The organism is Streptomyces sp. NPDC008313, from assembly GCF_042956125.1.
Taxonomy (GTDB): domain Bacteria; phylum Actinomycetota; class Actinomycetes; order Streptomycetales; family Streptomycetaceae; genus Streptomyces.
Genome location: NZ_JBIBFR010000003.1, coordinates 180,764 through 200,198 on the forward strand (window position 1 = coordinate 180,764; position 19,435 = coordinate 200,198).

General features: G+C 73.6%; 16 protein-coding genes. 9 read left to right on the forward strand and 7 right to left on the reverse strand.

Features of this window, described 5'->3' with window-relative positions; translation table 11 throughout:
• The first annotated feature begins 157 nt into the window (after window positions 1-157).
• From ACFY93_RS05600 to ACFY93_RS05610, 3 genes are all read left to right on the forward strand, one after another.
• Window positions 158-949, forward strand: coding sequence for a hypothetical protein (locus tag ACFY93_RS05600; RefSeq protein WP_391353828.1), 792 nt, complete (start codon window positions 158-160; stop codon window positions 947-949).
• A 134-nt stretch (window positions 950-1,083) separates the two neighbouring features.
• Window positions 1,084-1,962, forward strand: coding sequence for a (2Fe-2S)-binding protein (locus ACFY93_RS05605; protein ID WP_391353830.1), 879 nt, complete (start codon window positions 1,084-1,086; stop codon window positions 1,960-1,962).
• Between the two features lie 289 nt (window positions 1,963-2,251).
• Window positions 2,252-3,319 carry a DUF2637 domain-containing protein gene (locus ACFY93_RS05610; RefSeq protein WP_391353831.1) on the forward strand — a complete coding sequence of 356 codons (1,068 nt, stop codon included), beginning with the start codon at window positions 2,252-2,254 and terminating at the stop codon, window positions 3,317-3,319.
• An 86-nt stretch (window positions 3,320-3,405) separates the two neighbouring features.
• On the opposite strand, the gene ACFY93_RS05615 is transcribed toward ACFY93_RS05610, so the two are convergent.
• The 3 genes from ACFY93_RS05615 to ACFY93_RS05625 all read right to left on the reverse strand — a co-directional run bounded on the left by ACFY93_RS05615 (window position 3,406) and on the right by ACFY93_RS05625 (window position 7,377).
• Complete coding sequence (locus ACFY93_RS05615) at window positions 3,406-3,867, reverse strand: ATP-binding protein (RefSeq protein ID WP_391353833.1); 462 nt, start codon at window positions 3,865-3,867, stop codon at window positions 3,406-3,408.
• A gap of 164 nt (window positions 3,868-4,031) precedes the next feature.
• Entirely contained in the window at window positions 4,032-5,774 is a 1,743-nt protein-coding gene (locus tag ACFY93_RS05620; protein ID WP_391353835.1) for a pyruvate dehydrogenase, read from the reverse strand.
• Window positions 5,775-5,838: 64 nt separating this feature from the next.
• On the reverse strand, window positions 5,839-7,377 hold the full coding sequence (locus ACFY93_RS05625; RefSeq protein WP_391353837.1) for a protein phosphatase 2C domain-containing protein: 1,539 nt from the start codon (window positions 7,375-7,377) through the stop codon (window positions 5,839-5,841).
• Window positions 7,378-7,841: 464 nt separating this feature from the next.
• Between ACFY93_RS05625 and ACFY93_RS05630 the strand changes: the two genes are divergently transcribed.
• Window positions 7,842-8,861, forward strand: coding sequence for a winged helix-turn-helix transcriptional regulator (locus ACFY93_RS05630; protein ID WP_391353839.1), 1,020 nt, complete (start codon window positions 7,842-7,844; stop codon window positions 8,859-8,861).
• A gap of 36 nt (window positions 8,862-8,897) precedes the next feature.
• Window positions 8,898-9,380, forward strand: a complete 483-nt coding sequence (locus ACFY93_RS05635) for a DUF456 family protein (RefSeq protein ID WP_391353841.1) — start codon at window positions 8,898-8,900, stop codon at window positions 9,378-9,380.
• A 4-nt stretch (window positions 9,381-9,384) separates the two neighbouring features.
• On the opposite strand, the gene ACFY93_RS05640 is transcribed toward ACFY93_RS05635, so the two are convergent.
• From ACFY93_RS05640 to ACFY93_RS05655, 4 genes are all read right to left on the reverse strand, one after another.
• Entirely contained in the window at window positions 9,385-9,897 is a 513-nt protein-coding gene (locus tag ACFY93_RS05640; protein WP_391353842.1) for a methylated-DNA--[protein]-cysteine S-methyltransferase, read from the reverse strand.
• A complete protein-coding gene (locus ACFY93_RS05645) occupies window positions 9,894-11,327 on the reverse strand; it encodes an AlkA N-terminal domain-containing protein (RefSeq protein WP_391353843.1) in 1,434 nt (477 codons plus the stop codon). Before ACFY93_RS05645 ends, ACFY93_RS05640 begins: the two co-directional genes overlap by 4 nt.
• 161 nt (window positions 11,328-11,488) lie before the next feature.
• Complete coding sequence (gene rsgA, locus ACFY93_RS05650) at window positions 11,489-12,598, reverse strand: ribosome small subunit-dependent GTPase A (RefSeq protein ID WP_391353845.1); 1,110 nt, start codon at window positions 12,596-12,598, stop codon at window positions 11,489-11,491.
• A gap of 320 nt (window positions 12,599-12,918) precedes the next feature.
• Window positions 12,919-14,238, reverse strand: coding sequence for a radical SAM protein (locus ACFY93_RS05655; RefSeq protein WP_391353847.1), 1,320 nt, complete (start codon window positions 14,236-14,238; stop codon window positions 12,919-12,921).
• Between the two features lie 317 nt (window positions 14,239-14,555).
• Here ACFY93_RS05655 and ACFY93_RS05660 point away from each other — a divergent pair, with 317 nt between their 5' ends.
• The 4 genes from ACFY93_RS05660 (at window position 14,556) to ACFY93_RS05675 (ending at window position 19,419) form a co-directional block, all read left to right on the forward strand.
• Entirely contained in the window at window positions 14,556-15,023 is a 468-nt protein-coding gene (locus ACFY93_RS05660; protein ID WP_391353849.1) for a hypothetical protein, read from the forward strand.
• 195 nt (window positions 15,024-15,218) lie between these two features.
• Entirely contained in the window at window positions 15,219-16,475 is a 1,257-nt protein-coding gene (locus ACFY93_RS05665; RefSeq protein WP_391353850.1) for an FAD-binding protein, read from the forward strand.
• Between the two features lie 140 nt (window positions 16,476-16,615).
• Complete coding sequence (locus ACFY93_RS05670; RefSeq protein ID WP_391353852.1) at window positions 16,616-17,866, forward strand: ROK family protein; 1,251 nt, start codon at window positions 16,616-16,618, stop codon at window positions 17,864-17,866.
• A gap of 287 nt (window positions 17,867-18,153) precedes the next feature.
• Window positions 18,154-19,419: an extracellular solute-binding protein gene (locus ACFY93_RS05675; RefSeq protein WP_391353854.1), complete on the forward strand. Its 1,266-nt coding sequence runs from the start codon at window positions 18,154-18,156 to the stop codon at window positions 19,417-19,419.
• Window positions 19,420-19,435 lie beyond the last annotated feature (16 nt).

Here is a 19,435-nt window from a genome sequence, read left to right on the forward strand (position 1 = left end):
GAAGCGGTCACGCGTGAACCGATGATCATGACCGGGCGGGAACGGTCGAACAACCATGACTTTGTGAAATCTTTCACCCAGCCTCTTGGCCGGGCGCCGTGATCCATGCTGAGATGCCAGCACTCAACAGCTCGATGGCGTGCTCGGGGAGGGCAACGTGGCGCATCCCGCCATGTCTGGTACGGGAACGACTGCAGGGGACGATCCACTCCAGACCGCGGTATGGCGGCTGCGCTCACGGGCCTGCTGGGCCGACGCGGCCGCACTGCTCGCGCCACGGGCCGCCGCCGGTGACACCGGCGCGGCGCTGCAGCGCGTGTCGCTGCTCGTCGAACGGTGCCTCTACACCGAACAGGGCTGGGCCGAGGCCGAGGACGCGCTGCGCACGGCCGAGGCGCTGGCCCGGAGCGACGACGAGCGGGGCGCGGCGGCCTGCGAACGCGGGCACCTCGCGTACGCGTCCACGCTGCTGGGCGTGCGCGACCGGGCCGACGAGGCGCGTTCCGCGCTCGGCCGGGCGGCGGCGCTCATCGCGCCGGGAGCGCGAGGACGGGCGCTGCTCGACTTCCGTCGCGGCCTGCTCGCCGAGAACCTGACGCACGCCCCGCAGGCGGCCCGCGCCGCCTACCGCCGGGCCCACGCGGGCGCCACCGCACACGACGACCCGCTGCTGCTCTCCTTCACCTGGCGGCATCTCGCGGGGCTCGCCCTGCGCGACGGCGAACTGGCGGAGGCCCGGCACGGCTTCGCCGAGTCGCTGCGGATCCGCGAGGAGCTGGGTTATCTCGTCGGTACGGCACCGGCGCTGGCCTCCCTCGCCGACGCCGAGACCGACCCGGAGGCGTCCCGGCTGCGCGCCGAGGCGGCCCGGCTGTTCCGGCTCCTGGGCGGCGTGCCGACCTGGCTGGCCCGGCAGGTGACGCCGCCGGCGGCGACGGTGCAGCCCTGAAGGCGGTACGGACACGTGAAGGCGGTACGGCCCCGAAGGCGCGGGCGGCCCGGCCGAGGGCGCGGGTTCACCCACCCGTCCGCGAGGGTAAGGTAAGGCTTACCTGCTACCGATCGTGAAGCGGTGGTCCCGGCATGTCCGTTCCCGTCCTGGCGCAGAGCACCCCGGCGAGTGCGCCCGTGCTCCCCGCCGGCTCACCCCTCGCCGGCGCGTACGCCCGGCTGACCGGGGCGTTCGAGGGTTTGGTCGTCACGGAACTGGGAGCGGCGGCGCCCCTGCCCCGGGGCGAGGGATGGTTCACCGCCGCCGGCCTCGCGGCGGGCGGGGCCGAGCTGGACGCGTTCCTGGCCTGGGACGACGCGCAGGTCGTACGGGACTACGGGCAGCGGGCCCGGCCTGACGTCGTCGCGAGCTTCGGGCTGCACCGGTACGCCTGGCCCGCCTGCCTGCTGATCACGGTGCCGTGGTTCCTGCACCGCCGGGTGCCCCGGTTCCCCGTGGAGCACGTCGCCTTCCAGCGCACGGCCGGCCGGATGGCCGTACGGACCGGCGCGTTCGCCTGCCTGCCGGACGATCCGGCGGCCGCCCTGCCCGGCGCCCGCGTCGTCCCCGGCGAGGAGGCGCTGCGCACCGAGGTGCGGGCAGCCGTGGCCGAGCACCTGGAGCCGGTGCTCGGCGGCTTCGCCCCGCGCATGCGACGACGGGGACGGGCCCTGTGGGGCATGGCGACCGACGAGATCGTCGAGGGCCTCTGGTACGTCGCCCACCTCCTCGGCGAACAGACGCGGGCCAGGCGTGAGCTGGAGCTGCTGCTGCCGGGGGCGACCCGGCCGTACGTGGGCTCGGCGGCGTTCCGCGAGCTGACCGGGCCGGACGGCGGGTCCCTGCCCACCCGCGACCGGGCCAGCTGCTGCCTCTTCTACACCGTGCGCCCCGAGGACACCTGCGCCACCTGCCCCCGCACCTGCGACGCCGACCGGGTCGCCAGGTCGGTGGCGACCGCGGCGGGCTGACCCGCACGGGCGGCCGACCGGGGCGTGCGGGCGGCCGACCGGGCACGCGGACATCACAGGTGACGCACAATTTCCCCACGCGTCGCAGAACGTGTCCGCGCGACCACCCGTACGGGTAGCCTTGTTCGTACTCAACTCTCGTCCCTCGCGCGGCAGTTCGAGCAGATCGTCGCCCTGCGCGCCCCCGTGCACCCACTTGGCGGCCTCTTGCCCCGAAACCCCCTGAGGGCCGACGGGATTGGGCCACTATGGCGGGCGTTACGCCCTATCCCAATGCAAGGGACCCCAGATGAGATTGACCGACATATCGCTGAACTGGCTGCTCCCGGGCGCCGTTCTGCTCCTGGGCATGCTGGCGGCGGTGGCGGTGCTCGCGCGCGGCAAGCGGTCCGGGGAGAGCGCCGCGAGTGCCGACGACTCGTGGGAGCGCAGCGAGGAGCGTCGCAGGCGCAAGGAGGCCGTCTACGGCATCGCCTCCTATGTGCTGCTGTTCTGCTGTGCGGCGGTCGCCGCCGCGCTCTCCTTCCACGGTCTGGTCGGCTTCGGACAGCAGAACCTGGGCCTGACCGGCGGCTGGGAGTACCTGGTCCCGTTCGGTCTGGACGGCGCGGCCATGTTCTGTTCCGTGCTCGCGGTCCGCGAGGCCAGCCACGGTGACGCCGCGCTCGGTTCCCGCATACTCGTGTGGACCTTCGCCGGTGCCGCCGCCTGGTTCAACTGGGTGCACGCGCCCCGGGGCATCGACCACGCGGGCGCCCCGCACTTCTTCGCCGGGATGTCCCTGTCGGCCGCCGTGCTGTTCGACCGCGCGCTGAAGCAGACCCGTCGTGCGGCGCTGCGTGAACAGGGCCTGGTCCCGCGCCCGTTGCCGCAGATCCGCATGGTCCGCTGGCTGCGGGCGCCCCGCGAGACGTACAGCGCCTGGTCGCTGATGCTCCTGGAGAACGTCCGCACCCTCGACGAGGCCGTGGACGAGGTGCGCGAGGACCGGCGCCAGAAGGAGCAGAACCGGCTGCGCCGCCGGGAGCAGGAGCGGGTCGAGCGCGCTCACCTGAAGGCGCTCAGCCGGGGCCACCGGGGCCTGGTCGGCCGCGGCGGGGGACGGCGGATCGAGGTGGAGCGCGCGGACGTCGAGCGCGCGGCCGTGGAGCGCGCCCCGGCCCAGGCCGCCGCGGAGCCTGCCATATCCGCGTCGGCGGAGTCCCTGCCCGTACGCGCCCGGCCCTCCCTGCAGCCGGTCCGCACCGGTACTGAGCCGCTCACCGTCGACCTGACCGCCGAGGACGACACGATGGCTCTGCCCCGGCTCGACTCCCTGGAGCGCAAGCTCAAGGACCTGGAGCAGCAGTTCGGCTAGAACATCCGCCGGTCCCGGCCGCTCAGGGGCGGCCGGGACCGGTGGCGGCCACCGGGCTCCGCCCCGCGGCCGGGGCGGGCGTGCCGTCAGGACGCTTCGGCGGAGAGCTCGAACCAGACCGCCTTGCCCACGGCGTGCGGCCGCACGCCCCAGGCGTCCGCCAGGGACTGCACCAGGACCAGGCCTCTGCCGTGCGTACCGCCGTCGGCGTCCGGTACCCGCAGGATCGGTCTGCGTCCCACGAAGTCCCGCACCTCCACGTGGAGTCCGTGCGGTGAGACGGTCGCCGTCAGGACCGCGTCGTGGTCGGTGTGGATCAGCGCGTTGGTGACGAGCTCGCTGGTCAGCAGCTCGGCCGTGTCGGATTCCCCAGGCTCCCCCCAGTCCCGCAGCAGTTCTCTCATGGCCTTTCTGGCCTCGGCCACGGCCCGCAGGTCGGCCGTGGCGAACCTCTGTCTGAGCTCCCCCTCGCCCGGCCGGTCCGCCGGACTCTCGGCCGCTTCCCGCGCGGTCCGCGCCGTCTGCGCCGAGGAGGCCCCTATGGCCACGGGACCACCTCCTCGTGCCTGCCTGTTCATGTCCCCCGTCCGCACCCCGATGTCGGTTCCCCTTCTGGTCCCTTTGCTCGAACACGTTCACGTTCGCGGTCACGGGATGCATTCCCCGCTTGCACCGCGGCAGTCATCCCGGCTCCGGGTCGGCGCACGGAGAGTCAGGGGCGGGGTACGTTGCGCAGGTTGGAGCGCGCCATCTGCACCATCCGCCCCACGCCCCCGTCCAGCACGATCTTCGACGCGGACAGCGCGAACCCGGTGACCATCTCGGCGCTGATCTTCGGCGGGATGGACAGCGCGTTGGGATCGGTGACGACGTCGACGAGGGCCGGCCCCTTGTGCCTGAACGCCGCCTTCAGCGCGCCCGGGAGGTCCTTGGGCTTCTCCACCCGCACCCCGTAGGCCCCGCAGGCCCGGGCGACGGCGGAGAAGTCAGGGTTCTTGTTCGCGGTCCCATAGGAGGGAAGACCGGCGACGAGCATCTCCAACTCGACCATGCCGAGCGAGGAGTTGTTGAACAGGATCACCTTCACCGGCAGTTCGTACTGCACGAGGGTGAGGAAGTCCCCCATCATCATCGTGAACCCGCCGTCGCCGGACATGGAGACGATCTGCCGCCCCCGGTCGCTGAACTGGGCACCGATCGCCATCGGCAGCGCGTTCGCCATCGAGCCGTGGGAGAACGAGCCGATGATCCGGCGGCGCCCGTTCGGCGAGATGTAGCGGGCCGCCCAGACGTTGCACATACCGGTGTCGACCGTGAACACGGCGTCGTCGTCGGCCATGTCGTCGAGCACCGAGGCGACGTACTCGGGATGGATCGGGACGTGCTTGTCGACCTTCTTCGTGTACGCCTTGACGACGCCCTCGAGCGCGTCGGCGTGCTTCTTCAGCATCCTGTCGAGGAAGCGGCGGTTCTCCTTGGTCCGCACGCGGGGGATCAGACAGCGCAGCGTCTCGCGCGCGTCGCCCCAGACCGCCAGGTCCAGCCTGGAGCGACGGCCCAGGTTCTCGGGCCGCACGTCGATCTGCGCGATCTTCACGTCGTCGGGCAGGAAGGCGTTGTACGGGAAGTCGGTGCCGAGCAGGATCAGCAGATCGCACTCATGGGTGGCCTCGTAGGCGGCACCGTAACCGAGCAGACCGCTCATGCCGACGTCGAATGGATTGTCGTACTGGATCCACTCCTTGCCGCGCAGCGCGTGGCCCACCGGAGCCTTGACCTTCTGGGCGAACTCCATCACCTCGGCGTGCGCTCCGGCCGTGCCGCTTCCGCAGAACAGGGTGACCTTCCCGGCCGCGTCGATCATGTCGACGAGGCGGTCGATCTCGGCGTCGCCGGGCCTGACGGTGGGGCGGGAGGTGACCAGGGCGGTCTCGGCGGCCTTCTCGGGGGCGGGCTCGTCGGCGATGTCGCCGGGGAGGGTGACGACGCTGACCCCGCTGCGGCCCACGGCGTTCTGGATCGCCGTCTGGAGCAGCCTGGGCATCTGCTTCGGGCTGGAGATCATCTCGCTGTAGTGACTGCACTCGGCGAACAGCCGCTCCGGGTGCGTCTCCTGGAAGTACCCGAGGCCGATCTCGCTCGACGGGATGTGCGAGGCGAGCGCGAGGACCGGCGCCATGGAGCGGTGGGCGTCGTACAGGCCGTTGATCAGGTGCAGGTTTCCCGGTCCGCACGAACCCGCGCACGCCGTCAGCCTGCCGGTGATCTGGGCCTCCGCTCCGGCGGCGAAGGCCGCGGTCTCCTCGTGCCGCACGGAGACCCAGTCGATCGCGGAGTTGCGGCGGATGGCGTCGACGACCGGGTTCAGGCTGTCCCCGACGACTCCGTACAGGCGCTTGACGCCGGCCCGGGCGAGGATGTCGACGAACTGCTCCGCTACGTTCTGCTTGGCCATGGCCCGCACTGCCCTTCGGTCTCCGGAGATCCCTTCGGGTTCCATGAATTCACAGCGCGCGCCGTTACGCCTCCCATACGGCCGCAGCCGTGCGGTCGTCCGCGTATCCCTTCACCCGCACCTGGGTGTCCGCCAGGAACGCGGCGAGACCCGGCGGCTCCCCCGTCGACCACCGCCGTGTCAGATGTCCGGCGAGAGCGGGTTCGCCGCGCAGCGGACCGGCCAGACCGCCCGTGCACAGCAGGAGCGTGTCGCCCGGACGGGCCACGGAGGCGCGGAAGCGGAACGGCTCCCGCGGCGGCTCGGGGGCGGGCTCGTACGGGCTCGGTGGCGTCGTGATCTGCAGGTCCATGGTGAGCCGGTCGCCCTCGGGGGTCTCGTGGGGCGGCGAGCCGAAGCCGACCACCGCCGCCCCGGCGACGTCCGCGACGCGTGGCTCGATGTCCTGCCACTCCCCGTCCCGCAGCCGGAACAGGCCACCGGCGCCGACGCCGAAGAAGACCCGGGTACGGCAGTCGGGGTCCGCGGGCAGCAGCAGGCAGCGCAGACCGGCCGCGTACTCCTCGGGGCCGACGCCCCGGTCGGCGGCCCCGGCGCGGAGCTTGCCGAGGCTGCGGTCGGTGAGCCGCTGCAGTCCCGACTTGAGTTCGCCCCGGCGCGCCGCGCGGATGTCGGCGGCCAGCCGGGCGTGGCTGCGGCCCACGGCCCTGCCGATCGACCGGCAGGCCTCGTCGGCCGCCCGGTGCGCGGCGGGAGTGGTCCTGGCCCCGGTCGCCATGGCGACGAGGACCAGCGCGCTGTCCCCGGTGCCGAACCGGGCGGTCAGCAGGGAGTCGCGGCGCGGCTCGCCCCGGTAGCGCGCGGAGTCCCCGCGCACGGAGGCGGCCCGCAGCGTGCAGGCTCCGTAGCGCGCCCCGTCCAGCACGGTGTCGGCGACCAGGTCGCCCAGTCCGTCCGGGTCCGCGGCGGGCAGCGCGGTGGGCTCGGGGTCGTAGGTGGGCGGTCCGCTGCCGACGTGGGCGACGGAGGGCGGGGGCGTCGGCGGCGTGTCCCCCGGCTCCGGTGCCGGCGACGAGGTCCCGGGCGCCTCCTCGGGAGCGGGCGGTGCCTCCTGGGCCGGTGACACGGGCCCCGGCTCCGGCGACCGCCCCCGGAAACCCGGCGGCTTGGGACCGGGCGGGAAGCTCGCGGGCCGCGGCGCCCCGGCGGACGGCGGCTCCCACGGGGCGGCGCGCCGTTCCGGTCCGGCGGCCCGCTGCCCCGGCACGGGCGGGGGCGCGGGCGCGGGCGCGGGCGGGGCAGCGGGCGGGTTCGGGGCTCCCGGCGGCGGAGCCTGCGAAGGTCCCGGCCCGGACGGTCCCGGTGCCGGTGGCCCGGACGGTCCCGGTATCGGTATCGGTGGCGCGGGTGTCCCCGGCGGTGTGCGAGGGGTCTCGCGCGGCGGCGGAGCGGGCTCCCCGCCCACCGTGCCCGCCGCCGACGCGAACCGGTCGTCGAGAGAATCGGCCGCGGCCGCGGGTCCCGTGTCCTCGGTGGAGTCGTCGTACAACTGCCGCCACCAGTCGTCCCCTTGACCGGTGGGCCTCTCCCCCTGCTGGCTCATGTCCCCGATTGTCCACCGCCGGGGCGTCAGGGGAACGGGGCATCGCCAAATTCGCGTCCGCCGGCCGGGCGAACCGGACCACCGGGCGGTCCCACCCCCCACGGGAGAACCGCCCGGCGGCGCCGGAGTGTCCCGGGCCCGGCCCCTGGCACGGGCCCCGGGACACGGTCCGAACGGCCGGCACGCCTGGGCGCCGGCCGGTTCGGCCCGAGGGTGACCGGGTTTCCGGGAACTCCCCTTCGAATCCCGTGAATCCGGCCTGTCGTCGACGGCGCGCCTCGGCACGCCGCCCGTCCGCCGCCCGTCCGCCGACGGGGCGTCATGGACGGGGCGGGAGACGCGTTCCGGCCACCTTGGCAGAGAAGCCGGTGGTGCGGCGATGATGTGCCGAGGCGGGTTCACGCCGTGGCCGTTTCCCGCCACGGCCCGGCCCGGACGGATCCTTCGGGGAGGGGCGTGACCGGGTGCTGGCGGCGATAGGACTGGACGGGACGCACGAGTCGGCCTACCGGGCGCTGGTGTCCGCGGGCGCCGCCGATCTGCCCGACCTGGCGAGACGGCTGGCCCTCGGCGAGGACGACACCGAGCGCGCCCTGCGCCGGCTGGAGCGGGAGGGGCTGGCGGCCCAGTCGACGGCCCGTCCGGGCCGGTGGGTCGCGGCGCCGCCCGGGGTGGCGCTCGGCGCCCTGCTGACCCGTCGGCGGCACGAGCTGGAGCAGGCGGAGCTGGGTGCCGCGCTGCTGGCCGAGGAGTACCGGGCGCGGGCCGTCGAACCGGCCGTGCACGACCTGGTCGAGGTCGTGATCGGAGCGGGCGCGGTCGCCCAGCGCTTCCTGCAGCTCCAGCTCGGCGCGAGCGACGAGGTGTGCGCGCTGGTCACGGGGGACCCGCTGGTGGTCTCCGGGACGGAGAACGACGCGGAGGAGCAGGCGGCGGACCGCGGTGTCCGCTACCGCGTGGTGGTCGAGCGGGCGGTCCTCGGCCTGCCGACCGGGATCACCGAGCTGTCCGCCGCGCTGGGCCGGGACGAGAAGGTGCGCGTCGTGGACACCGTGCCGACCAAGCTGGTGATCGCCGACCGGACGCTCGCGATGGTGCCGCTCACCTCGCACACCGCCGAACCCGCCGCCCTCGTGGTGCACGCGAGCGGGCTGCTGGAGCTGCTGTCCGGACTGTTCGAGTCGGTGTGGCGCGACGCGCTGCCGTTGCGCCTCGCCACCGGGGGCACCGTCCTCGAACAGGGGCCCGACGGTCCCGACGGCACCGACCTGGAGATCCTCTCCCTGCTGCTCGCCGGAATGACCGACGTCAGCGTCGCCAAACAGCTCGGCCTGGGGCTGCGGACCGTACAGCGCCGGGTGAGGCGGCTGATGGAGCTCGCGGGGGTGACGACACGGCTCCAGCTCGGCTGGCACGCGTACGAGAGGGGCTGGGTGGCACGGGAGCGGGCGGACCGCCCGCGGGGGACCGGCCCGTCCGCCTGAACTGCGGTTCCCGCCGCGCTCCTGCACTCTGGGCAGATGGGAGTGTCGGAGCTCCTGCTGGTCGGTCTGGTGATGCTGCTCGGCCTGTGCGGGGTGCTGGTACCCGGCGTACCGGGGTCGTGGCTGGTGTGGGCCGGGGTCCTGTGGTGGGCGCTGACGGACCCGGACCCCCTCTCCTTGGCCCTGCTCGCCGCCACGGCCCTGGTGCTGCTGCTGGCCGGGGCCGTCTGCCGCCGGCTGCCGGCCTGGAACCCGCTGGAGCACGGCGTCCCGTCCCACCTGACCGCGTACGCGGGCTGGGGCGCGCTGCTCGGCTTCTTCGTGCTCCCCGTGATCGGCGCGGTCCCCGGCTTCCTGGGCGGGCTGTACCTCGCCGCCCGGCTGCGTCCGGCCGGTCACCCGGAGGCGATGGACGTGGTGCGGGCCATGATGCGGACCGGAGGCGCGCGGGTGCTGACGGAGCTGTTCGCCTGTCTGCTGGTCCTGGGGGCGTGGCTGGGGGCGACGATCTGGGGCTGACCCGTCACCCGCGGCCGAGGACGCCCTCCAGGGCGAGCAGGGTCTGCTTGCGGTCCAGGCCGCCCGCGTACCCGGTGAGGGAACCGTCCGCGCCGATGACACGGTGGCAGGGGCGCACCACGAGCAGGGGGTTCGCGCCGATCGCGCCGCCGATGGCCCTCACCGCCGCGCGCGGGGCCCCGATCCGGGCGGCCACGGCGCCGTACGTCGTGGTCGCGCCGTACGGCACCTCGTCGAGCGCGGCCCACACCCGCTCCCGGAAGGCGGTGCCTTCGGTGCGCAGCGGGAGCCGGAACTCCTCGAGGTCTCCGGCGAAGTAGGCGGCCAGCTGCTCCCGTGCCTCGCTGAACAGCTCCGGTGCGGGCCGCCAGCCGGGCAGGACCGTACGGCCGCCCTTCTGGCCGGGTACCGACAGGGAGGTCAGCGCGCCGGACTCGTCGGCGGTGAGCAGGAGGCGGCCGACGGGGCTGTCGAGGTGGGTGAAACAGACCGTGGTCTGCGGGCTGGGCGTGGTCATGATCGGTGGGCTTCCCGTTCGGAGTCGCTGTGGACGCTGATGTGGTGGAGGGCGTAGGAGCGCCAGGGGCGCCAGGTGTCCGGTACGTCGTCGCCGGGCGGCGCCGCGTCGGGGTCGCCGAGGGCCCGGGTGCGGATGACGGCGGCGGTGCGCGCGTCCATGCCGGGCAGCGCGAGGAGCGCCGCGTGCGCGGCGTCGCGGTCGGCGCCCGCGTCGAGCCGCAGGGCGCCGTCGGCGAGGGCGGCGGTGAGACGGCCGGCGGTGCCGTCGGGTTCGGCCTCCGCGAGCACGGCCGGTTCGGGGAAGACGTGGGTGAGCGTGCCGCAGGGCGCGTCCAGCGCCTTTCCGTACCGCCGCACCAGCCGTCCGGCCTCCGCACGCCCCACGAGCGCCCGTACGGCCGACTCGTCCGGGTCGGCGGCGCCCGGCGAGCGCAGGCCCGGCCGGGCCGCGACGAGCGGGGCGAGCCGTGGGTCGGCTCCCAGCCGCTCGTCGATCGCGTACGGGTCGGCGTCCAGGTCGAACAGGCGCCGCAGCCGCTGGACGGCGGTGGTCAGGTCGCGCAGGTCGGTGAGGTGGAGCCGCGCCTCCAGCCAGCCGCCGTGATGTCCGGCCGCGGGCCGCCTCGGCGAGCGGACCGGCCCGCCCGGCCGTTCCCCGACCGCGGCGACACCGGTGCCGTACGGGAGGCGCAGGGTGCGCCGGTAGGTGCGGGAGCCGGGCGTGCCGGTCAGCTCCTCCACGCCCGCGACGGCCTCGCGGGCGAGCAGGTCGAAGACGGCGCCGGACTGGTAGGGGCCGCGGTGCGCGAGGCGGAGCGGGATCCCGGCCTCCGGTCCGCCGGCGCGCGGGGCGTCCCGGGCGCCGTCCCGGGGCGCGGCGGCGCGCAGCCCGCTGGGGGTGGCGGCGTAGACCGCCCGGACGGTGTCGTTGAACTGGCGCACGCTGGAGAAACCGGCGGCGAAGGCGATCTCGGTGACCGGCAGGTCCGTGGTCTGCAGCAGGACGCGCGCGGTGTGGGCCCGCTGGGCGCGGGCCAGGGCGACGGGGCCGGCGCCGACCTCGGCGGTGAGCTGGCGCTGCACCTGCCGGGCGCTGTAGCCGAGGCGCACGGCGAGGCCGGCGACGCCCTCGCGGTCGACGACGCCGTCCCCGATCAGACGCATGGCCCGGCCGACGACGTCGGCGCGTACGTTCCACGAGGCGGAGCCGGGCACGGCGTCCGGACGGCACCGCCGGCAGGCCCGGAATCCCGAGGTCTGCGCGGCGGCGGCGGTCGCGTAGTAGCGCACGTTCTGCCGTTTCGGTGTCACGGCGGGGCAGCTGGGGCGGCAGTAGATCCCGGTCGTCTCGACGGCGAAGAAGAACGCGCCGTCGAACCGCCCGTCCCGGCTGCGCACCGCCTCGTACCTGGTCTCTTCGTCATCCACACCCACCAGTGTCCGCCACGCCCGGCGCCCCGGCTGGCGGGTTTCGGACACGGCGCTGCCGCCCCGCCGGTCCGCGGGGCGGCAGGCCATGACCCGGCACCCGCCGGGGCGCGCAGGAGGGACGCCGGGTGGGGACGCCGGGTGGGGTGTCCCCGGCGCGCTCAGCTCCAGCGCCCCCGCTTCACCTCCATCGCCGCGCGGCCCTCCGCGCCCTTGCGCTTCCAGTCGCGGCGGATCTCGGCGCGCAGCCGGGCGTCCGTCTTGGCGACGATCCGCTGGTTCTCGCGCAGCAGCTTGCGGTAGCTGTCGAGGCGGCGTTCGGGCAGGGTGCCGGACTCGACGGCGGCGAGGACCGCGCAGCCGGGTTCCGCGAGATGCGCGCAGTCGTGGAAGCGGCAGCCCCCGGCCAGTTCCTCGATCTCGGCGAAGACCTGTCCCACGCCGCTTCCGGCGTCCCAGAGACCCACCCCTCGCAGACCCGGCGTGTCGATGAGGACACCGCCCCCGGGCAGCACGAGGAGGTTGCGGGTGGTCGTGGTGTGGCGGCCCTTGCCGTCCACGTCACGGATGGCCTGGACGTCCATGACGTCCTCGCCGAGCAGCGCGTTGGCGAGCGTCGACTTGCCCGCGCCGGACTGCCCGAGCAGCACGGACGTGCTCCCGGACAGGACCGCCGCGAGGACGTCGAGGCCCTCCCCCGCGTTGGAGCTGACGGCGAGCACCGGCACTCCGGGTGCCGACGTCTCCACGTCCTGGACGAGATGCCCGAGGGTCGCCGCGTCGGGCACGAGGTCGGCCTTGGTCAGCACGACCACGGGCTGCGCGCCGGACTCCCAGGCCAGGGCGAGGAAGCGTTCGACGCGGCCGAGGTCGAGCTCGGCGGCGAGGGAGACGGCGACGACCGCGTGGTCGACGTTGGCGGCGAGGATCTGCCCCTCGGAGCGCTTGGAGGAGGTGGAGCGCACGAAGGCGGTACGGCGCGGCAGATACGTCCGTACGTACCGCGGGTTCCCGGTGGGCTCGACGGCGACCCAGTCACCGGTGCAGACGACGCGGAGCGGGTCGTGGGGTGTCACGAACGCGGTGTCGGCGCGCACGGCCCTGTCGGCGGTGACGACGTCGCACTGCCCGCGGTCGACCCGCACCACCCGGCCGGCCAGCAGCCCCTCGGCTTCGTAGGGGGCGAACTCGTCGGCCCACGCGTCGTCCCAGCCGTACGGGGCGAGCGGGTGTGCGGAGGTGGGAGTGGTGGGGAAAGCTGAGGAAGTCAAGGGAGACCCTTCACAGGGTGGCCTCGGCGGGCGCGCGCAGGCGCGGAGGAAAGCGGGAAGAGGTCAGCCGGCGGCCACGGAGGTGGACTTGATGAGCTTCGGGATGCGGGCAGCGCCCAGCACAGTGACAGCCATCGGTCAACACCTCCTGATACACGCGCGGCCGGAAGACGGCGCCTCACGGCCACCGCTCGAACGGGTCTCACCCTAGCGGGGGGCGGGGGAAGGGTGTCAAAGCATTTTCCGGGAGACCGCGGGGGGCCGCCTCCCGGCAGGGAAGCGGCCCCTCCCCGGACCCCTGAACAGGCCTCCTCGGGCGGCTACCGGGGGGCCGGCTCGTTCGCCGGGAGGCTGTCCATGAAGGAACTCACCGAGAAGACCGCGTTGCCGGGTCCGGGCGGGCCGTAGCCGGGCGGGGAGGACAGGCCGAAGTCCTCCATCGTGGAGCGGTAGGCCTCCAGCAGCCGGATGTGGTACTCCAGCGGCGCCCCCTGGGGGTTGGCCTTGCCGAGCGGTGTCGTGGGCTCCGGGCACCAGGTGGTGAAGCGGGGTGTGATGCCGTGCGACATGAAGAAGCGCAGGCCCTCGGTGGTGGAGGCGATGGCCTCGTCGACGGTCTTGAAGCCGAAGGGCTCGGCCATCTCGACGCCCGCGACGAAGTTGGGGATGACGTTGCGCGCGCCGAAGACGTCGGCGGAGTCGAGGATGCGCTTGTGCCACTCGTCGCGGCCGACGTACCGCTCCTTGCCGGGGCAGTACATCTTGAACAGGTACTCGTCCCACACCTCGAAGTTGGGGTGGTAGATCTGCACGCCGTAGTCCTTGAAGCGCTGGACGTCCGGCTTGGGCAGGGCCTGGGCGACGACCTTGCCGATCCAGCGGCCGGGGAAGCGCTCCTCGATGGCCTTGGCGTAGTGGCCGTAGAAGTCCGCCTCGTCGCGGCCGGAGACCGTCTTGGTGATCGCGCCGCCGGTGAGGGTGTAGGCGGTGGAGGCCTTCGCCGTGTCGTACCGGTCGATGATCTCCAGGGCCTCCAGCACCTCCTCCACGTCCTTGACGCCCGTGTAGGGCCGCCCGGCCGCCTTGTGCTGGCGCCAGTTGTGGTTGATGTCGCAGTACTGGCACTCCTCCTTGGCGCCGAAGTACTGGCAGACCCGGAAGACCGTGAGGTAGATCAGGTAACCCCACTGGATGGTGGGGGCCACCTCCATCACGGACTTCCCGTTGGAGAGCGTGTGCCGGTAGTACTCGGGCATCGGCGGGACGCCGACGTCGGAGATCCGCTTCCCGTCCAGGTAGAGCCCGAGCATGCCGTCCTCGTCGGAGGCGACGCGGTAGGGCGAGGACGGGTTCACCCGCACGGAGACGACGGTACGCCGCAGGTCGTACGGGCCTCCGGTGAGGATGATCTCCTCGGGCGGGCGGCGCAGCGCGGCCTCGCCCAGTTCGGGCAGGGTGCCGTGGTCGAAGGAGAAGATGAAGTACGACTTCGGCTTGACGTCCCCGCTCTCGTTGTCGCTGAGCGCGGACGCGTCGAAGGCGACCCCGCCCCTGAGCAGGTCCTCCTTGAAGACGGCCTCCCGCGGTACGTGCGGGAAGCGCTCCATCAGATCCTCGACCAGCGCGGTGCGGCTGCCCATCCCGTTCTCCTCGCTCCCACGGCACCGGCCGTCTTCGGGGGACGGCCGGAGCCCGGCTTGTGGGTCCTGTGCTCGACTCCTCACGGTATGCCCCGCCGGGCGGACCGGCCGCGCCGGGCCCCCGCACGGCCGGCTCCCGCGACCGGCTGCCCGCGGCCGGCCCGGGGAAACGCCAGGCCACGCCACCCCTTCCGCTGCGCGGACCTATCCATGAGCATGGAAATGTCGGGTTCGTTCGGGATCACCACAGTCCGGGAACCCGGCTCGGGCGCTGTCGCGCCCGGTGGCACGCGGTGGGTTCTTTCCTCGGAGTGGACATGACGAGCACAGTGTCGATGCAGGGTGTGGAATGGCTCGCCGCGGCGGCGCCGGACCCCCGGGCGTGCAAGCGGGAGTGGGACCGCGGCCACGGCACCGTGCTCCTGGAGGCCGGACGCTACTGGGACGTGCTCAGCGTGCCCGCCCAGCTCGGGCTGCTCACCCTGGACATCCTCTGGCGGGTCCCTGTCGACGTGCCCGGTCCGACACTGATGGACTCCGCCGCGCAGAGAGTGGGCTTCTTCCTGCCTCCCGACCCGGTGAGCCGCTGGGTCGGCTCCGGGATCCGGCACGCCGGGCGGGGCTCCTGGGTCTCGGTGCCGCCGCCCTACCGCCCCGCGGGACTGCTGGAGTGGATCGTCCCGCCCGACGGGACGGGCGCGCTGCACATCCCCGCCACCCTGGAGGGGGCGCTGCGCCGGGCGAACGGCACCCTCGCCGTGCTGGAGCCGGTCATCTGCGAGTAGGCCCGGCCCACGGGCCGCCCAGCATCCGAACGCGACAGCCGACCCGATCACCAGTGCGGTTATGGTCGTCGGCACGCCCCCTCCGCACCGACGGCCGGGGACGGCCGGGCCGCGGTCCGGTGGTCCCCGGCGCGACGACAGCCGGCGGCGGACGGGCGGCACGGGCTTCTCACTTCCAGCGGAGGGACGACAGGGATGACGACCGGGACCCTGACCAACTGGGCGGGCAACATCACCTACTCCGCGCGGGAACTGCACAGCCCGGCGTCGGTCGACGCGGTGCGCGAACTGGTCGCCGACAGCGCGAGGGTCCGGGTGCTGGGCAGCGGGCACTCGTTCAACACGATCGCGGAGCCGGGCCCGGACGGAATACTGCTCTCGCTGGCCGCACTGCCCCCGGCCACGGACGTGGACACCACCGCCCGTACCGTCCGGGTGGCCGGAGGCGTCCGGTACGCGGAGCTCGCCGCCCGTGTCCACCGTCACGGCCTCGCGCTGCACAACATGGCCTCCCTTCCGCACATCTCGGTCGCGGGCTCGGTGGCGACCGGCACCCACGGCTCGGGCACGGCGAACGGCTCACTCGCCTCGGCCGTGCGCGAGGTGGAACTGGTCACGGCCGACGGCTCGCTCCTGACGATCGGCCGGGGCGACGAGCGCTTCGACGGCGCCGTGACCGCACTCGGTGCCCTCGGCGTCGTCACCGCGCTCACCCTCGACCTGGAGCCCGGATACGAGGTCAGCCAGCACGTCTTCACCGAACTGCCGCTGGAGGGGCTCGACTTCGAGACGGTGGCGGCGAGCGCGTACAGCGTCAGCCTGTTCACCGACTGGCGGCGGCCGGGCTTCCGGCAGGTGTGGCTCAAGCGCCGCACCGACCAGCCCCTGCCCGTGTCCCCGTGGGCGGCGCCCGCCACCGAGGCGATGCACCCGGTGCCGGGGATGCCCGCGGTCAACTGCACGGAGCAGTTCGGCGTGCCGGGACCCTGGCACGAGCGGCTTCCGCACTTCCGGGCGGAGTTCACCCCGAGCAGCGGGGCGGAGCTGCAGTCCGAGTACCTGCTGCCGCGTGCGCACGCCCTGGCCGCGCTGCACGCCGTCGACGCGATCCGCGGGGCGATCGCCCCCGTGCTGCGGATCTGCGAGGTGCGGACCGTCGCCGCCGACCGGCAGTGGCTGAGCCCCGCGTACGGACAGGACACCGTCGCCCTCCACTTCACCTGGATCGAGGACACCGAGGCCGTACTGCCCGTGGTGCGGCGGTTGGAGGAGGCGCTGGACCCGTTCGCTCCGAGGCCGCACTGGGGCAAGGTCTTCACCACCCGGCCCGAGGCCGTGCGGGAGCGGTACCCCCGCCTCGGGGACTTCGCGGCGCTGGCCGGGACCCTGGACCCGGCGGGCACGTTCGCCAACGCCTTCGTGCGGGACGCCCTCGGCGCCCCGCGCGGCTGAGTCCCGCCCCACCGGGCCGGGGGACTTCCTCCAGCCCCTTTCCTAAGCCCTTGTCGAAAGGCGGGGCAGGCCATAGCCTTGCGCCGCGCCGTGACCGCTGTGCCCCGGCGCGGGCCGAAGGGGACCGAGGGGGAGTGACGATGAGGCGCGGCACATCACGCGACATCCGCACCGCGAACCGCTACGAGGTGCTGCGCCAGATCATCGCCCGCTCGCCCACGTCGCGGCAGGAACTGGCGGCCGCGACCGGGCTCAGCCTCGCCACGGTCGCCACGCTCGTCGGCGAACTGCTCGACCTCGGCATGCTGACGGAGGTCGGCTTCGAGGACTCGGCGGGCGGGCGGCCGCGCGGCCTGGTCGCGGTCAGCGCCGGGGGCGGCGCCCTGATCGGGGTCGACATCGCGGAGACGTACGTCCGCGTGGAGCTGTTCGACCTCGCGCTGGGCGTGCTGGCCCGCGCCTCACAGGACATGCGCCCGGGCGAGAACCGCCCGGAGCAGGTCGTCGCGCAGGTCGCCGCGGCGATCGGCTCGGTGGTGGCGCAGGCCGGCGTGGAGGGCGCGCGCGTCCTCGGTGTCGGCGTCAGCGTGCCGGGGCAGGTCGACCGGGAACGCGGGGTCTGCGAGTACGCGCCCAACTGGGACTGGCACGACGTCCCGCTGCTCACCCTGCTCTCCGAGCACATCGCCTACCCCCTGCACCTGGACAACCCGCTGCGCGCCTGCGCGGTCGCCGAGCTGTGGTTCGGCGCGGCGCGCGGGCGCGGGGACGCGGTCGTGGTCAACCTCGGCACCGGCGTCGGCGCCGGGCTCGCGCTGGGCGGCGGACTGCACCGCGGGGTCAGCAACAGCGCCGGCGAGTGGGGCCACACCACGCTGGTGCTCGACGGCCGGCCCTGCCACTGCGGCAACCACGGGTGCGTGGAGACGTACGTCGGCGCGCCCGGGATCATGCGGAACCTGCGGGAGTCGAGCCCCGCAAGCCCGCTGCTGCACCCCGAGGACCAGACGGCCACGATCGACGCAATGGCACGCGGGCTGGCCGACCGGGACCCGGTGGCCGTGGCCGTCGTCCGGGAGACGGCGCGCTACCTGGGTGCCGGGATCGCCGACCTGGTGAACCTGCTCAACCCCGAGGTGGTCGTGCTCAGCAGCTGGGTCGCGGCCACGCTCGGCGAGCCGCTGCTGCGCGAGGTGCGCGAGGCCGTCGCCCGGCACGCGCTGCCGCGGCCGCTGGCCGCCACCGAGATCGTCCTCTCCCCCATCCCCACCGACCCGGTGTGCCTGGGAGCCGCCACCTTCGCCCTGGAGGGCGCCCTCCGGTCGGTCGGCCAGCGGCCCGCCGCCAGGCCCGCCGCCCCGGCGCGGGGCCGCACCGCGCCTCCGGCGTGACGCCTCCGGCGCCGCCGGCCCCGTGACGGGACACGCGCACCGTCCCTGCCGTCGTCCCCCGTCCACCGTCCACCGTCCCTCGTCCACCGTCTCCCGGCGCGCTCCCGCGACCCCTTGCCGCGTCCGGCGACGTCCGGCATCCCGAACGCGCGGCAACGCTTCGGACCGGCTTCGTCCAACCCCTTGCCGAAGCATTGTCCGAAGGTTAACGTCCCGCACCGCGACGCCATTTCGGACCACCCGCTCGACGACCGCACCGCAGCCGTACTCGAGACAAGGACGTCAGCATGCCGGCACTGAGCAGCAGCAACTGGGACCGCCGATCCGTACTGCGGGCCACCGCGGGCCTGGCCGCACTGGGCCCGCTGGCCGCCTGCGGCAGCAACAACGGCCGCTCGGGCGGCGGCGGTTCGGGCAAGAGCCTGGTGCAGTACTTCCACGCGTACGGCGAGGCCGGCACCGAGGCGGCCGTGAAGCGCTACGCGAAGGCCTACGACAAGGCGGACGTGACCACGCAGTGGATCACGGGCACCAACTTCGAGAGCAAGCTGTTCGCCTCCCTGCTCACCGGGAACGCCCCCGACGTCTTCGAGTTCCACCCGCAGATCCAGCTCGTCAGAAGCGGCCAGGTGGCCCCGCTGAACGACATCATCGACCCGGTCAAGGACGACTTCAATCCGGCCGACATCGCCTCGCACACCGTCGACGGGAAGACGTACGGCGTCCGGATGATCGACGACCCGCAGTTCTTCTTCTACCGCAGGTCGCTCCTGGAGAAGGCGGGGCTCGAACCGCCGGCCACCCTCGACGAGCTGATCGAGGCCGCCGCCAAGCTCACCACCGGCAAGGTCAAGGGACTGTTCCTCGGCAACGACCTGCACGCGGTCATCAACCCCATGATCTGGTCGGCGGGCGCCGACACCCTCGACGGCAAGAACCGGATCGCCTACCACACGGACGGGGTCAAGGAGGGCCTCACCAAGCTGCGGAAGCTGTTCACCAGCGGCCACCTGCTCCTCGACGCCCCCGCCGACTACTGGGACCCCTCCGCGCTCGACCAGGGCCTGTGCGCCGTCCAGTTCTGCGGCATGTGGGCCATGCCCGTCATGCAGAAGGCACTCGGCGACGACCTCGGCGTCTTCCCCTTCCCCAAGGTCACCGACGCGGGCAGGCCGTCCGTCTACAACGGCGGCTGGTCGATGTTCGTCAACGCCAAGGGCAGACACGTCGACCTGGCCAAGGAATACGTGAAGTGGCTCTGGATCGACCGGAAGAAGTACCAGGAGGACTGGTCGCTCTCGTACGGCTTCCACATACCCCCGCGCACCTCGCTCGCGCGGTCCGCCGACAAGCTCAGGACCGGCCTGCCGGCCGAGGGTGTCCGCCTCTTCGACGAGTTCGGGCACTTCGACAACATCGGCTGGACCCAGACCATGATCACCGCTCTGGAGGACGTCTTCGCCGACTGCGTCCGCAAGGACGGGGACCCGGAGGCCGCGCTCGACAAGGCCGACAAGAAGGTCGGGCGCGAACTCAAGAAGCTGTTCGGATAGACCGGCGGACGGGCAG

Coding starts and splice junctions, on each gene's coding strand:
- ACFY93_RS05605 (WP_391353830.1), top strand. CDS start 1,084: ATGTCCGTTCCCGTCCTGGCGCAGAGCACCCCGGCGAGTGCGCCCGTG.
- ACFY93_RS05610 (WP_391353831.1), top strand. CDS start 2,252: ATGAGATTGACCGACATATCGCTGAACTGGCTGCTCCCGGGCGCCGTT.
- ACFY93_RS05620 (WP_391353835.1), bottom strand. CDS start 5,774: ATGGCCAAGCAGAACGTAGCGGAGCAGTTCGTCGACATCCTCGCCCGG.
- ACFY93_RS05625 (WP_391353837.1), bottom strand. CDS start 7,377: ATGAGCCAGCAGGGGGAGAGGCCCACCGGTCAAGGGGACGACTGGTGG.
- ACFY93_RS05635 (WP_391353841.1), top strand. CDS start 8,898: ATGGGAGTGTCGGAGCTCCTGCTGGTCGGTCTGGTGATGCTGCTCGGC.
- ACFY93_RS05640 (WP_391353842.1), bottom strand. CDS start 9,897: ATGACCACGCCCAGCCCGCAGACCACGGTCTGTTTCACCCACCTCGAC.
- ACFY93_RS05655 (WP_391353847.1), bottom strand. CDS start 14,238: ATGGGCAGCCGCACCGCGCTGGTCGAGGATCTGATGGAGCGCTTCCCG.
- ACFY93_RS05660 (WP_391353849.1), top strand. CDS start 14,556: ATGACGAGCACAGTGTCGATGCAGGGTGTGGAATGGCTCGCCGCGGCG.
- ACFY93_RS05665 (WP_391353850.1), top strand. CDS start 15,219: ATGACGACCGGGACCCTGACCAACTGGGCGGGCAACATCACCTACTCC.
- ACFY93_RS05670 (WP_391353852.1), top strand. CDS start 16,616: ATGAGGCGCGGCACATCACGCGACATCCGCACCGCGAACCGCTACGAG.
- ACFY93_RS05675 (WP_391353854.1), top strand. CDS start 18,154: ATGCCGGCACTGAGCAGCAGCAACTGGGACCGCCGATCCGTACTGCGG.